This window comes from Gemmatimonadota bacterium (assembly GCA_026706845.1).
In the GTDB taxonomy this organism is placed as follows: Bacteria; Latescibacterota; UBA2968; order UBA2968; family UBA2968; genus VXRD01.
In genome coordinates, this window is sequence record JAPOXY010000078.1 from 1 (window position 1) to 13,945 (window position 13,945).

Below are 13,945 nucleotides of genomic sequence, written 5' to 3' on the forward strand. Positions count from 1 at the left end.
TACTGGGCACATATTGACACACTTGAAAATTTTAACGAAACCGACGAAGTGCGCGAACGCGGTCTATTTTTTCCCGAACAAGCGCGGCAAACCCATTACATCAGGAACAACCGGGAACTCTATCGCGCTGCATTTAAATGCGCCGTTGACCTGACCCCCAAACCCGAAGCCCCCTGGAAACACAAAGCCTTTGCCCTCATCCTCCGTCCAGATAATTCGGGATACAAACTCCTCGCGCTTTGCTTTGACAACACACCTGCGATGCCCCTGCGTTTTCCCGGCGGGAATTTGGACCCGGGGGAAACACCAGCAGAAGCTATGTATCGCGAACTCTATGAAGAATCGGGCCTGGGACGCTTAAAAATCCTTCGCAAACTCGGCGTTCACCACTATTACAAATACTACATCCAATCCAATGTCGAACGTCATGACTATCTCCTCCTCGCCCCGCGCAACACCCCCGACCAATGGGCCCATATCGTCACAGGAGAGGACGCCGACGCCGATTACACCTTCAACTACCAGTGGATAGAAGCCTATGAAATCGATAGCCTCTCCGACGAACTCAACACATTTGTCACACCCGAACACATTCCCGAACTATTCAATAATAAATCCCACTGATATCCCACCCGAAGACAGACACATCCACCCATCCGTTACCGCCCTCTCCTGCATTGACCTCAACCCCCTCGCATTCCAGCAACGCCCGCTGATTATCTACATGCGGTGTCAAACACCCTTTTGAATCCAAAATGCGATGCAGAGGATACGCCTGTCCTCTCACGCGCTTCATATAGGTGGGCAACACGCGGTAATACGAATGCGACACCCCCAGAACATCCACAATCTGCTTATACGTCATCACCCTCCCAAAGGGAATCTGCTTTACAACCCATAAAAATCGATCCGCGGTCTGGTCAGGCACGGGATCATAACACCTGGACAAAACCCTGACCGGATCGCCTTCACAAACGACACCACCTGTCAACGCCACAGCCAAAAACCCCCTCTGATTCACCAACGACTGAATCGGTTTTACGCCCAACGTCCCGATATACTTGCACACCTCACAGTGATACGTCAGCCGAACTGTAGCGGAATCCCCGAATTGCAACACCGACCCCGATGGCAAATCGTCCAGCGGCAACCCGGCGACAACTATATTCTCTCGCAAATCACCCGGCTGCAATTTGAACGCCTGCAGAGTCTTCAGAGCAACCAAAAGCACCTGCCGCGGACCAACGCCGTCTGCATTTGCATCGCCTTCAATGCCAAACCGAGAGCGCAACAAAAATTTACCATCGCGCGGTCTGGATAAAGGCATCCCCTTCTCTATCTTCATAAACAGAGAAATGACGCGCCCCTGTGTATCCATCTGCACACTTTCCATTATCCCGACATCCATCCACCTGCGACCCGTGCCAATTCTTCCATCACGGGTTCATCGGTATTTCGCCGCTTCAGAATTTTAAATCCGTGATCCGCGGTATCCACCACCTGAAGCATCGCACCCTTCAGATTATCCACCACCGGTTGCAACAGTTCTAAATTCGCCATCTTATCCCGCTGACCCGATAAAAACAGCATCGGCACGCGCACATCCATCAAATGCTCGGCGCGCTCTGTATTCGGCTTGCTCGAATACAGCGGAAAAGCGAAAAACACAATACCCTTCAGCCCGTCAACAGGTTCTTCGGCACAAGCCATCGAAACCATCCGTCCGCTCATCGAATGCCCGCCGGCAAAAACCGGCAATCCTCGTGCCTGCTTCATCCCCATCTCTATAGCCGCACGCACAGTTGCCAACCGCACCCTCTCCCCATCCATGCCACCACCGCCCCTCTCAGAATAGGGATAATTGAAACGCAAAGTCGCAATCCCCACATCGTTCAATGCATCGCTCAGTTCCTGCATAAAAAGATGCCGCATATTCGTACCCGCCCCGTGCCCCAACACCAATAGTGCCTTTGCCCCGCGCGGTCGCGCGTACAAAGCCGACACTTCCCCCTTTTCCTCAGTCGCAATAAATTTCAACTCTCTGGGTTCAACAGCCATTTAGGTCTCCTATCCTATCCATGTAATATGAGAAGCCCGCGGCGTAGCGCAAAGCGGACCACCGAGATCATCCGTCAACTTTAGCTTTACGACAATGGGATCACCCGATTCAAGCGACCGATTAACCTGTGCCCAATCGAGATGTCCCAGACGAATTTTGAGCCGCCGAAACATCTCAAAATCACCCGAATCTCGCACCATCCCCCAGGAAAGATAAAAAAAGCGGTCCGCGGGCCTACCCTGTGCATAAGGACCCAAAAAATTGGGCGAACTATCGGGTTTCTCACCAACCCTGAACTCGGGATAAAATACCACCTCGCGACGATCAGCGGGAACCTGCTCAACAACCTCTTTGTCACGTTGTATGCCGAGGTAAACAGGTTCTTTAACCTCGGGATCGTGACCGTATGGATCTTCAAAACGCGTACCGGGCAATTCGGTACAAATCACTTTTAGTTTCAGTTGTTTTTCTTTCATGCATCACCTCTTTTCAGAACTTGCACCAAATGATATAACGAAGTATAGTATAGAAATACCATTTACGCCGCCCAATTCTTTAAAATATCGCGAAAGGAGACCTATGCAACCCAACATCATCTTGATCAACTGTGACGACCTCGGCTATGGTGACCTCGGCAGTTACGGCTCTAAAATCAACAAAACGCCAGCACTCGACAAAATGGCCGCAGAAGGCATAAAATTCACCGACTTCTACATGGCATCTCCCGTGTGTTCGCCCTCTCGAGGCGCCATGCTCACGGGCTGTTATCCTCCCCGCATTGGCTTTGGCTCTTTTGACGGACGTTGGGTCCTCTTCCCCGGACAGGGTGTAGGCCTGAACTCCAGCGAAATCACCATCGCCAAACTCCTCAAAGACAAAGGCTACGCCACCAAAATAGTCGGCAAATGGCACTGCGGAGACCAGCCGGAATTTCTACCCACCCGCCACGGATTTGACAGCTACTACGGCATCCCCTATAGCAACGACATGGGCATACAAAAAGAAGACGACAAAAATCCACCTCTGCCCTTATTGCGCGACGAAGAAGTCATCCAGGCGCAACCCGACCAGCGCGGCATCACCGAACGCTACGTCGAAGAATGCGTCCGTTTCATGCGCGACAACAAAGACCAGCCCTTCTTCCTCTACCTCGCCCACATGCACGTCCACCTGCCCCACTATCCCCCCGAAGCCTTTGTCCGAGAATCTGAAAACGGCGTATATGGCGCAGCAGTCGCCTGCATTGACTGGGCAGCCGCCGTCATCTTTGACGAACTCAAAACCCTGGGACTCGACGACAACACCCTTGTCATCTTCACCAGCGACAACGGCTCTCGCGCCCGCGACGAAGGCGGCAGCAACAGCCCTTTGCGCGCCACCAAAGGCACCACATGGGAAGGCGGTCAGCGCGTACCCTGCCTCATGCGATGGCCCGGCAAAATCCCCGCGGGCGAAGTGTGTAGCGAACTGACGCTATCCATGGACTTTTACCCCACGCTTGCAGTTCTCGGCGGAGCAGAAGTACCCACCGACCGCATCATCGACGGCAAAGACATCCGCCCACTCATGTTCGCAGAAAAAGGCGCCACATCGCAACACGAATCCTTCTTTTACTACAAACGCAACAGCATCGAAGCCGTGCGGAGCGGCAAATGGAAACTCCACATTCGAAAAGACGATCAAGAAATCCGGGAACTCTACGACCTCGAAGCCGACATCGGTGAAACCAATGACATAAGCGAACAACACCCCGACATCGTGCGGGATCTCAGAGCGCAAATTGACACCTGTCGCAAAGACCTCGGAGACGATGCTGCGGGCATAACGGGCGAAAACATCCGCCCCGCTGGCCGCGTTGAAAACCCCGACACCCTCACGCATCTCGACCGCGACCATCCCTATATGATCGCCATTTACGATCTAAAAGAACGGGGTTAATATGGCCCTTACACCCGAACAGATCGCCCAGTTCAAAGCATTGGGATATGTCCTCGTACCCAATCTAATCGATTCCCCGGTATTGGACAATTGGCGCGCGCAGATTCGCGCCCAATACGGTGACCTCTCTGACCCCGCCCAACAAAACGCCGCAGGACCGCGCCAACAACACCGCGAAGACATCACCATATTGAGAGGCTTTCGCTTTTCGCCAGAAGAAACACAACTCGTCAACCAGCCCAAAGTCAAAGCCATAGTCGATCACATGGGGGGCGATGGACAATTTTGCGGTGAAGACGGCAACCTGCGCCTGCTCTTGCCCGAACCCGAATGCGAATGGCGCTTGCCAGAGCGCGGGCACATTGACGGTTATCTCGGCAAGCGGCGGGGGGCCTCTTTTCTCCTCGGATTGGCGACCTACATCTACGACGTGGAACCGCGCGGCGGTGGCACCGTCTTCTGGCCGCGCAGCCATATCAAATCATGGGAATTTCTTCGCAAACATCCCGATCACCTCAGTTGCAGCTTTAAGGACCACCCCGAATATCTCGACATGGTCAAAGATATTCAACCCGTTGAACTGCATGCAAAAGCAGGCGAGGTCATCTTCTGGCACTGCAACATCCTGCACGAACCCTCTCAAAACACCAGCAACAACATCCGCTATGGCCTTTTCGCCCGCCTACCTCACAAAGACCAGGAGACATTCCGAGACGAAATACCCGATGACCTCTGGAAACGCTGGCGAATATAGGTAAGCGGTAAAAGGTGAGACGTAAGAGGTAAGAGAAACTTTGCCAAAGCCATCCGACCCAAAGGCAAAAAATAAAGCCAGATTAGCTGGTGAACAGGGTTGCTCAAAGGGATTCGGGATTGAGCACAGAAAGCCCCTCCAGTGTGGCGACCTGACAGAAGGGAAGATCAGCGCAAACAAAATGATCGAGAGGTGTATGACTATTGGCGTGAAGGGCAATGGCAAGCTGAAGGGCATCTAATGTGCGCAGACTTTGGGTGACAGCATAACGGGAGAGGAGACGAATAGCCCGGTTCTGGTGTATGCGTTCAAGAGGTTGAATAAGAAATTTTCGATGCCGAATATCTGAAAGGAATCGCGTTCGTATGGTTTGAAACTCATCTTGAGTAAATATGTCCATACGCATGAGACGAAAAAAGGCAGAATGCCATTCTATCAGTCCAAGCCGGGATATAAAAATGCGATTATTTGGATCATCAGCGAGGCTGACGACCATTTGCCTTCCCAACTCGTTGTGATAGTATTTAACCAGAGCACTCGTATCAAAAAAACAAACGGCCATTACCGTTCGTCTCTTTCTTCACTTACGATCTTTGCCATAGACCCTTTGAATTTAGAGGTGATTCTGAGCACTTCCCTCATTGAGGCCGCATCATCCGCAGTTTCGCGGCTCAAATCCAACCCCCACAAGTCATCCTCCTGCAAATCATCCAATGGTTCCCGATAATGATTGGCTTCTTCGAGTTGCTTTTCAAGCCTTCGCTTAACTTCCTTCAAATCATCGGGGGGAAGTTTACAGAGGGTGTCAATGAGTTTTTCAAGGTTAGGTTCGGCGTTTTTGTCAATACTGGCCATTATTTTTCTCCTAAAAAGTTTGACAATGGCTTTATATGACCACCTTTAATACAATACCATACTTCTAAAATGAAGCAACTAATAAATAAAAACACCCTGTCTTTGACGCGGGGCATTTTTGTGTGGTAATCTTATTGAGATCCTATCCACTTACCTCTTGACCTCAAAAATCCTGACATTTATACTCCCTTTGAGACTCTTTTCACCGAAAAAAGGAGATTTAACATGTCAAAACTCACCATCTACCACAACCCCAACTGAAGCAAATCCAACGGCGCAATGGACATATTGCGCGCTGGCAACGTCGAGTTCGACGTCATTGAATACTTGAAAACACCGCTGAGCGAACAGGACTTGAGAAAATTTCTCGCACTCCTGCCCGGTGAACCCAAAGACATGATTCACCCCAGTTCCTTTGAAAAACTGGGACGCGACATGGATGACTACAATACCCCCGATGCACTCGTCGGCTTGCTTTTGGAACATCCCGAAGTCATGAATCGCCCCGTGTGCATTCGCGGAGATCGCGCAGTCATTGCCCGTCCCTCAGAAGCCGTACATGAACTCCTCACATAAAAAAACAGCCGCCGAGGTTCAGGTCTCGGCGGCTGTGCGAATCTACGAATCAGCGAATCAACGATAGTAGTTGGGTGGCAGGGTGGGGTTCGTCTATTCGTCTATTCGTCTATTCGTTCATTTCACGCCCCCTCCACCGCTTTTCTCAACTCATCGCCATTGCTTCGCCACCACGAATGCAAAACTGAGATATCCACCCCGATATTGAAATGCCGCACACCCATATCGAGATATTCCTTTGCCTCATCGGGCGACATAATCTCTGCGCGGGGGTGAACACCCATACTCAGCGCAGTCTTAAACACCTCATTCCTCGCATCTGCCACTGCGGGATCACCGCGCTGTCCCGCTTTGCCAACACTCATCGAATAATCCGAAGGTCCCCATTGCACCATATCCACGCCTGGAACCGAAAGAATCGCCTCCAGATTCTCCACCGCCTCCTTCTTTTCAATCATCAAAACCACAACCGTCTCTCGCATCGCCTTCACATACTCCGGACCCCCGCCATATCCCATATACGTATTGCGCCGCGTGTACACACTGTACAAACCGCCATCCTCCGGCGTATCTGGAAGCGTAACGCGCACACATTCCTTCGCATCTTCTTCCGTGCGACAATCCGTAAACAAAATACTCCCAAAACCAGACCCTATCGCCCGCTGCGACAAAAAGTACTGATGGCTGCGATCAATTTTGAACATCATACCCATATTGTACAACTCGGCTGCCCGACACAAATTGTCGAGATCGTAGAGATCAAACGTGCCGTATTCGCCAACGTATTCGACATAGTCGTAAAGTCCCGTATGTCCAATCGCCTCAACAATCGCCGGCCAACTCGAATGAATCCGCGTGCCAATCGTGGGTTCGCCCGCATCCAATTTTTCTCTAATTCTGTTGGGTTTCAAAATAAACTCCTTTGTAAGTGGTTAATCACCCAAACAACGACTTAAAAACCCGCTTTGTCCTGTCCAACACATCTTCGGATAACACTTCTCCATCTGAAATTTTCACATTATCTGCGAGATGATCCGCATTGGTCGATCCCACAATAGCAGTACACACATCTTCGTGAGAAAGCGTAAACCGCAACGCAAATTCAATCAGCGGCATATCGTCCGCCAATTCCCGCAACGGCATCTGCTGTGCCCGATCCCACGGATCGCCCATATACGAACCGTCTGGCCGCTCAGATCTGAGATACACCCCATTGGCAATCGGACGCTTGATAATCGTCCCCATACCCCGATCGCGCAAAGTCGGCATCAAATTTTCAGCAGACTCCTGGAACAACACATTGTACGTAAACTCCTGCGTATCTAAATCCCACCTCTTCGCCGCCTCAGCCGCTGCCGATCCATCAGCTGATACACCGACAAACTTCGTCCATCCCCTATCCCTTGCCTCCAACAGCGCGTCAAACGCCGCATCCCAATCGTCCGCTTCTCCAGGCAACCCGTGAAATTGCACAATATCGATCACATCCATCTTCAGCCTTGATCGACTCGTATCAATCGTCCTCAAAATACCCTCGGGCGAATAATCCTTTACAATCTCGCGCTTGCCGCCATTGATCACCTGATAATCGCCGCACTTTGTCGCCAGAACAAAATCGTCCTGCCGATGGGCGATAAACTTCCCGATCCGCTCTTCGCTATCGCCATACATCGCAGCCGTATCGATAAACGCGATACCCAAATCGAGCACCGTGTTCAGCACCGCTTCGACCTGCGTTTCCGGCAGTAATGGATTCCCAATCTGCGCCGCGCCAAAACCGATCTCAGAGACCTGTAAACCCGTCTTTCCCAGCATCCGAAATTTCATCTCAATACTCTCACTCTGCCTTCACGCATTCCGATATTTGCACAAGTCACCCAAATGTCGTATATAATACAACCAAAATCCACTAAAACCACCAAAAAATCTCACGGAACAAATCCAAATGACACAACGCCCAAACATCCTCTTCTGCATTGCCGACGACCAATCCTGGCCCCACGCCAGTGCTTATGGCTGCCCCTGGGTCAACACCCCGGCATTTGACCGCGTCGCACGCGAAGGCATTCTCTTTAACAACGCCTTCACACCCAATGCCAAATGCGCCCCATCCAGAGCCGCCATCCTCACCGGTCGCTATTCCTGGCAACTTCAAGAAGCCTGCAACCACCTCTGCTTTTTCCCATCGGACTACGTCACCTATCCCGAGCTTTTCAAAGACGCCGGATACGCCACGGGATTCACTGGCAAAGGCTGGGGCCCGGGCGAACCGGGAACTTATCCAGATGGCTCACCGCGCAAACTCGTCGGCCCCGAACACAACGACCTCAAACTCAATCCCCCCACAAAAAGCATTGCCAATATAGACTACGCCGCCAATTTCGCGGCTTTTCTCAATGCCAAACCCGACGACCAGCCCTTCAGCTTCTGGTATGGCGGCAAAGAACCCCACCGCGGCTACGAATACGGCTCTGGCGTACGCCTCGGGGGAAAATCCCTCTCTGACATCGACGAAGTACCCCCCTGCTGGCCATCAACCGAAGACGTCAAAAACGACATGCTCGACTACGCCTTTGAAATCGAATGGTTCGACAAACACCTAAGGCAAATCCTCGACATCCTCGAAGAACGCGGCGAACTCGACAACACCCTCATCATGGTCACCTCAGACAATGGCATGCCCTTTCCGCGCATGAAAGGCCAACTCTACGAAATTGCCTACCACATGCCATTGGCCGCCATGTGGAAAGACGCGATCGAACCGGGCCGAATAGTTGACGACCTCATCAATTTCGTTGACTTTGCCCCCACATTCCTCGAAGCTGCGGGCATCGACATCCATTCCCAAATCACCGGCAAAAGCCTCATGCCCATCTTCAAATCCAGCAAATCGGGCATCATCGACCCGGAGCGCACCGCTCTCATCTCGGGCAAAGAACGCCACGACATCTGCCGTCCCGGCACCGTCGGATATCCCATCCGCGGCATCCGCGACCACCGCCACCTCTATCTGCGAAATTTTGAACCCGACCGCTGGCCAGCCGGCGACCCCGAAGTCTATTACCGCAACATCGACGACTCACCCACCAAAACGCGCGTCGTCGAAGAAAAAGAACAGGGTAACGAGACCTACTGGCAACTCTGCATGGGCAAACGCCCCAAAGAAGAACTCTACGATATCCAGACCGATCCCCACTGTATCAACAACCTCGCCGAAAGCGCCGACCATCAGACCATCAAAAACGCACTCTGGCAAAAACTTCGGAAAACCCTCAAACAACACGGCGACCCCCGCATGGAAGGCCGCGGTCACATCTTTGACGAATACCCCGTCACCAACCCAGAACAAGAGCAAAGAGTCAAAGAACGGTTCCGCATCGCCAGAGAAACGGGTATCTTATTTAAAAGCAATTGACAAATCGCCTGATACTCGACCTACGGATATAAATTCACTTAAGGAGATTTGATATGGACCTTGGATTGACAGGAAAAGTTGCGGTTATTACGGGCGGCAGCGAGGGAATCGGCAGAGGAATCGCATCGCGGTTCCTCGAAGAGGGCGCGAAGGTCGCGATTTGTGCGCGACGCGATGATGTCTTGCAACAGACAGCAGAGGAACTTCGTGCCTCAACTGATGATGTCCTTGCTGTCCCTGCTGACGTGACCAAACCGGAAACGCTAACGAGCTTCATCAACAGAGTAGTCCAGCATTTCGGGCGGATTGACATCCTGGTCAACAATGCTGGCCGGTCTGCCGCGAGCGCCTTCGATGATCTGGACGACGATGATTGGCATGCCGATTTAGATCTGAAACTGATGGGGGCTGTACGTTGCGTGCGTCTGGTCATTCCTCAGATGAAACTCGTCGGCGGAGGACGGATTATCAACGTCACGCATCCGGGGGGCAAACAGCCTGGCGCAGCTTCTTATCCAACCTCTGTGAGCCGCGCAGCGGGAATAGCGATGACCAAAGCGCTATCCAAGGAACTATTGCCGCACAATATCCTCGTAAACACCGTGTGCTTGACTTCTATCAAGAGCGCGCAGGGAGAACGCGCCTGGAAAGCGGAAGGTTCCCCCGGCACTTTAGAAAATTACTGGACTAAGCAGGCTGAAGAGCATCCGCTGGGACGTTTAGGTGAACCCTCTGATGCTGGCGCGCTCGTCGCCTTTCTCGCTTCGGAATGCGCTTCTTTCATCACCGGCACGGCGATTAACCTCGATGGCGGATTGTCCAACGTAGTATAGACGCGTCTCAATATCCTATGCTTCGCAAATACTCGCGATTGGACTTTGCCGCTTCTGCCGGGGGTTTGGGCGGATACGGTCGGTCAAGCTCTACGGACACCCACCCATCGTAGCCCACTTCTTCCAACTTCTCCAGCGCTGCCCGTGCGTCAAACCCCATATTCCCCGCGCCGAGTTCTGCGAATCGCGCCTCCTCATTAAACTGCCCCGTGCGGTGATTCCAGGACGCGGGATCATTGGCATGCACATCCTTCAAATGCACATGTCCAATCCGATCTCGCAACACATCGCGTTCAAAAACCTGCATCGGATCGCTACCCGCCGCCAGCATGTGCCCCGTATCGTAGAGCAACCACAAATCGGGCGCAGCCGTCATCAATCTCTCGGCATCCTCGACCGTCTCGATCAACGTCCGCATATGCGCGTGGTGAAAACCCTTCACATTGTGTGCCTTGCAATATGCCAGCACCTCATCGAGCGAACGAGCCGCATTCTCAACATCTTCATCACTCGGATCATCGCCCCCCCACATCGCGCGACGACACGACGGCACCTCTGCCGCATCATTACCCAACGCGATATTGTACCGAACCCGATCAAGCGGACTCGGTCCTCCCACATTGACCAGATGCAAACCATTCTTCCTCGCCAGATTGGCCTTAGCAACCAGATCATCGCCACTGTCGATCTTCAACCCCTCAACCCCGTCCCACCCCGCCTCAGCCACCTCTGCCAGCACCTTCTCGGGATTTTCGTGCTGCTCGCCCCGAAACTGAATCAAATGACAAGCCAGTCTAAATTTGCCCATATTTGCGTCCTTTCTAAAAGCGGGCGACCACAGGGGATCGCCCCTACAATTACACTTCACACTTCATCCACCGTCCGATGCGCGAAAGCATTCCACACAACAGCCAGATCGTGAACGGCCTTAAACATCGGATAAAGCGCATCCCACATCGCATCTCGCGCTTTGAATGCGGCTTCCCTATCGCCCTCTGCGAATGCCTTCTTAAAAGCCGCAACCTGCTCGCGCTGCGTCTCTGCTGTCTGTTCTACGCGCGCGACAAAATCCTCCACAGACTGCAGATGTTCATCTGCTCTTGCGCCTGCATCAACACCCAAATCTGGCTCCTGATCATAAGAAAAAGAATCCGCAAATCGCGGCGGTTCCTTCTCCCCCTCTGCTGTCCAATACGTATGCGTAGGCAAAATATGCGGTGTCACCGACAAATACATAATCACCTCATCATCGCCCACATTTCGCACCGTATGCGCCTCATCTGTCAGTGCAATACACATCTGCCCGGGCCCCAACACCTCCTTGTGCCCTTCGATATCAAACTCTGCCTGCCCTTGTAAAATCAGAAAAATCTCGTGCCCCAAATCGTGCGTATGGCTCTGATTGAACTGCCCCACCTCCATCTTCAAAAACCGCGAACGAATCTGGGGTGTCACCAGCATATTGGTAATATCCCTGCGATAGTCAAAAACTTGAAATGGCATGATAGCCTCCGTATATTAAAAGGAAGAAGTTAGAAGGAAGAAATCCACCAACCGAAAGAAATGCATGAGCCTGCCCAATCCCGCGCCACAGTCTGACCCCGCGTCACACATCACCACCCGCGCCATTATCGTTGGCCTGATCCTGACCATAGTCATCTGCTATTTTGCTACAGACACCACCTATCGCCTTCGCGCATCTCGCGTATCTCTCGGCCACATGCCCATGTCATTGTGGCTCCCATTCCTCCTCATCTTCCTCATCAATCCCCTGCTCAAAAAAATCCGGGAAAACTGGATGCTTCGCCCGCACGAATTGGGACTCATCCTCTGCATGGGATTTATAGGCAGCGTTTTCCCCACCAAAAACGTCGCCGGACGCCTGATCGCCGTACTCGCCAGCCCCTATTACAAAGCCACGCCGGAAAACCGATGGGCGGAATTTACCCACGAACACATCCAACCCTGGGCAGTACCCAGCAATCGCGCGGGCGACATCACCAATTTGTGGGAGGGACTGCCAGCACATCTCTCCACTCCCTATCACGCCTGGGCTGTACCGCTCTTCTGGTGGTTCACCTTTTTCTTCGCACTATTCATCGCCTGTTTGTGCATCACCGTCATCTTGCGCAAACAATGGGTCGAACACGAACGCATCACCTTTCCCCTCGCGCAATTGCCCACCCTGATGATACAGGATACAGCATCGGGGCAAATTGGCTTCATGAAAAACAAATTATTCTGGACGGGATTTGGCATCGGCGCATTCATCTTATCCTGGAATATCCTGCCCCTCTTCTGGCACAATCTCCCAATCATACCCATTGGTCCCACCTACCGCACCGCCATCTCATTTGGACACGACTTTCCCCCGCTACAAGTCAAATTCAACTTTGTCATGGCAGCCTTTGGATATCTCACCAACCTCGAAGTCCTGCTCTCCATCTGGCTATTCCACATCCTCTCGCTCATCGAAATCGGCGCGCTAAACCGCTTTGGCATCACCGTGGGCAGAGACTTTGGCAGCGGCCTATTGCTACAGCAGGTCGGTGGCTTCATCGCATTTGCCCTGTTTGGCCTCTTCATGGCGCGGCAGCATATTGGAACCGTCATCCGCGCACTCTGGCAGCCAAATGCCCAGGACAAAACCGAACTCCTATCTTACCGCACCGCAGTGATCGGCCTGATCATCGCACTCACTTATGCCAGCGCCTATATGTACGCGCTGGGCATTTCCCTCCTGGGCATTGCAATACAACTCGGCCTGCTCTTGATCTACTTCATCGGCCTGGCTAAAATCGTCGCAGAAACCGGCCTCGTATATGTCGAAACCCCACTGCGAACCCAGGAACTCGCCGCTGCCGCGCTCGGCACAAACGTGCAAACCCCCGACCACGTCGGCATGGCACTATCGGCCAACAGCGTGGAAAGCCACCGCGAATACATCCTCCCATCCCTAACTCACACCGCCAAAATCCACGACGTATTTCGCTGGCCGCGCAATCGCATGGTCGCCGCCTTAATGCTCGCCTTCATCATCGGCTTTGCCGTCTCAATTATCTATACCCTCAACCTCTGTTACGGCGCAACCGGCGCCGCCAATATCCGCCACGTCTTTGTATTCGGCGGATACAGCCAGCGCATGTTTGACCGCGTCGTCTCCTGGGCATCGGAACCGACCTCTTTTGGGCGCATTGAATGGCAATTCCTGGCTGCGGGGGCACTCGGCACCCTGTTTTTGAGCCTCATGCGCCTGCGCTTTGCGTGGTGGCCCCTCCATCCCGTGGGATTCACAGTGGGATATGTCTATCCCGTCAGAGTCACCGCCTTCACCGTCTTCCTCGTGTGGGCATTCAAATCCATCGTATTGCGCATCGGCGGCATTCGGCTCTACCGCAATTTGCAACCCTTCTTCATCGGCCTCTTAATCGGCTACACCCTCGGTGTTGGCCTTTCCACACTCGTAGATCACATCTACTTCCCCGGCAACGGCCACATGGTGCATTCCTGGTAAG

16 protein-coding genes are annotated in these 13,945 nt (G+C 52.7%); 7 read left to right on the forward strand and 9 right to left on the reverse strand.

Annotation, left to right across the window (positions count from 1 at the left end):
• Positions 1–624, forward strand: a 624-nt coding sequence (locus OXG87_07540) for an NUDIX domain-containing protein (GenBank protein MCY3869395.1), incomplete at its 5' end; no start/stop codon positions are given.
• Here OXG87_07540 and OXG87_07545 read toward each other — a convergent pair.
• From OXG87_07545 to OXG87_07555, 3 genes are read right to left on the reverse strand one after another with little or no spacing between them, the layout of a single operon-like run.
• Positions 605–1,408 carry an MGMT family protein gene (locus OXG87_07545; protein ID MCY3869396.1) on the reverse strand — a complete coding sequence of 268 codons (804 nt, stop codon included), beginning with the start codon at positions 1,406–1,408 and terminating at the stop codon, positions 605–607. The genes OXG87_07540 and OXG87_07545 overlap by 20 nt on opposite strands.
• Entirely contained in the window at positions 1,393–2,058 is a 666-nt protein-coding gene (locus OXG87_07550) for an alpha/beta hydrolase (GenBank protein ID MCY3869397.1), read from the reverse strand. Before OXG87_07550 ends, OXG87_07545 begins: the two co-directional genes overlap by 16 nt.
• Positions 2,059–2,067: 9 nt before the next feature.
• Entirely contained in the window at positions 2,068–2,535 is a 468-nt protein-coding gene (locus OXG87_07555) for a DUF5990 family protein (protein ID MCY3869398.1), read from the reverse strand.
• Positions 2,536–2,638: 103 nt separating this feature from the next.
• On the opposite strand from OXG87_07555, the gene OXG87_07560 reads away from it, so the two are divergent.
• A complete protein-coding gene (locus OXG87_07560) occupies positions 2,639–3,997 on the forward strand; it encodes a sulfatase (GenBank protein ID MCY3869399.1) in 1,359 nt (452 codons plus the stop codon).
• A 1-nt stretch (position 3,998) separates the two neighbouring features.
• Positions 3,999–4,751: a phytanoyl-CoA dioxygenase family protein gene (locus tag OXG87_07565; protein MCY3869400.1), complete on the forward strand. Its 753-nt coding sequence runs from the start codon at positions 3,999–4,001 to the stop codon at positions 4,749–4,751.
• A gap of 103 nt (positions 4,752–4,854) precedes the next feature.
• Here the strand turns inward: OXG87_07565 and OXG87_07570 are convergent, their stop codons facing one another.
• Together OXG87_07570 and OXG87_07575 are read right to left on the reverse strand one after the other, a co-directional pair.
• Positions 4,855–5,313 (reverse strand): type II toxin-antitoxin system VapC family toxin, encoded by a 459-nt coding sequence (locus OXG87_07570; protein ID MCY3869401.1) that lies wholly within the window; start codon positions 5,311–5,313, stop codon positions 4,855–4,857.
• The gene (locus OXG87_07575; protein ID MCY3869402.1) at positions 5,313–5,606 is read right to left on the reverse strand and encodes a hypothetical protein; all 294 of its coding nucleotides are present in this window, start codon (positions 5,604–5,606) and stop codon (positions 5,313–5,315) included. Before OXG87_07575 ends, OXG87_07570 begins: the two co-directional genes overlap by 1 nt.
• Before the next feature lie 279 nt (positions 5,607–5,885).
• On the opposite strand from OXG87_07575, the gene OXG87_07580 reads away from it, so the two are divergent.
• On the forward strand, positions 5,886–6,182 hold the full coding sequence (locus OXG87_07580; GenBank protein ID MCY3869403.1) for an arsenate reductase: 297 nt from the start codon (positions 5,886–5,888) through the stop codon (positions 6,180–6,182).
• A gap of 122 nt (positions 6,183–6,304) precedes the next feature.
• On the opposite strand, the gene OXG87_07585 is transcribed toward OXG87_07580, so the two are convergent.
• Together OXG87_07585 and OXG87_07590 are read right to left on the reverse strand one after the other, a co-directional pair.
• A complete protein-coding gene (locus tag OXG87_07585) occupies positions 6,305–7,093 on the reverse strand; it encodes an aldolase/citrate lyase family protein (protein MCY3869404.1) in 789 nt (262 codons plus the stop codon).
• 25 nt (positions 7,094–7,118) lie between these two features.
• A complete protein-coding gene (locus tag OXG87_07590) occupies positions 7,119–8,009 on the reverse strand; it encodes an aldo/keto reductase (protein MCY3869405.1) in 891 nt (296 codons plus the stop codon).
• A 118-nt stretch (positions 8,010–8,127) separates the two neighbouring features.
• On the opposite strand from OXG87_07590, the gene OXG87_07595 reads away from it, so the two are divergent.
• Both OXG87_07595 and OXG87_07600 read left to right on the forward strand, forming a co-directional pair.
• On the forward strand, positions 8,128–9,597 hold the full coding sequence (locus OXG87_07595) for a sulfatase (GenBank protein ID MCY3869406.1): 1,470 nt from the start codon (positions 8,128–8,130) through the stop codon (positions 9,595–9,597).
• A gap of 53 nt (positions 9,598–9,650) precedes the next feature.
• The gene (locus OXG87_07600) at positions 9,651–10,430 is read left to right on the forward strand and encodes an SDR family oxidoreductase (GenBank protein ID MCY3869407.1); all 780 of its coding nucleotides are present in this window, start codon (positions 9,651–9,653) and stop codon (positions 10,428–10,430) included.
• 7 nt (positions 10,431–10,437) lie between these two features.
• On the opposite strand, the gene OXG87_07605 is transcribed toward OXG87_07600, so the two are convergent.
• Together OXG87_07605 and OXG87_07610 are read right to left on the reverse strand one after the other, a co-directional pair.
• Positions 10,438–11,238, reverse strand: coding sequence for a sugar phosphate isomerase/epimerase (locus OXG87_07605; protein MCY3869408.1), 801 nt, complete (start codon positions 11,236–11,238; stop codon positions 10,438–10,440).
• A 56-nt stretch (positions 11,239–11,294) separates the two neighbouring features.
• A complete protein-coding gene (locus OXG87_07610; GenBank protein ID MCY3869409.1) occupies positions 11,295–11,933 on the reverse strand; it encodes a cupin domain-containing protein in 639 nt (212 codons plus the stop codon).
• A 64-nt stretch (positions 11,934–11,997) separates the two neighbouring features.
• Here OXG87_07610 and OXG87_07615 point away from each other — a divergent pair, with 64 nt between their 5' ends.
• Positions 11,998–13,944: a hypothetical protein gene (locus tag OXG87_07615; protein ID MCY3869410.1), complete on the forward strand. Its 1,947-nt coding sequence runs from the start codon at positions 11,998–12,000 to the stop codon at positions 13,942–13,944.
• Position 13,945 lies beyond the last annotated feature (1 nt).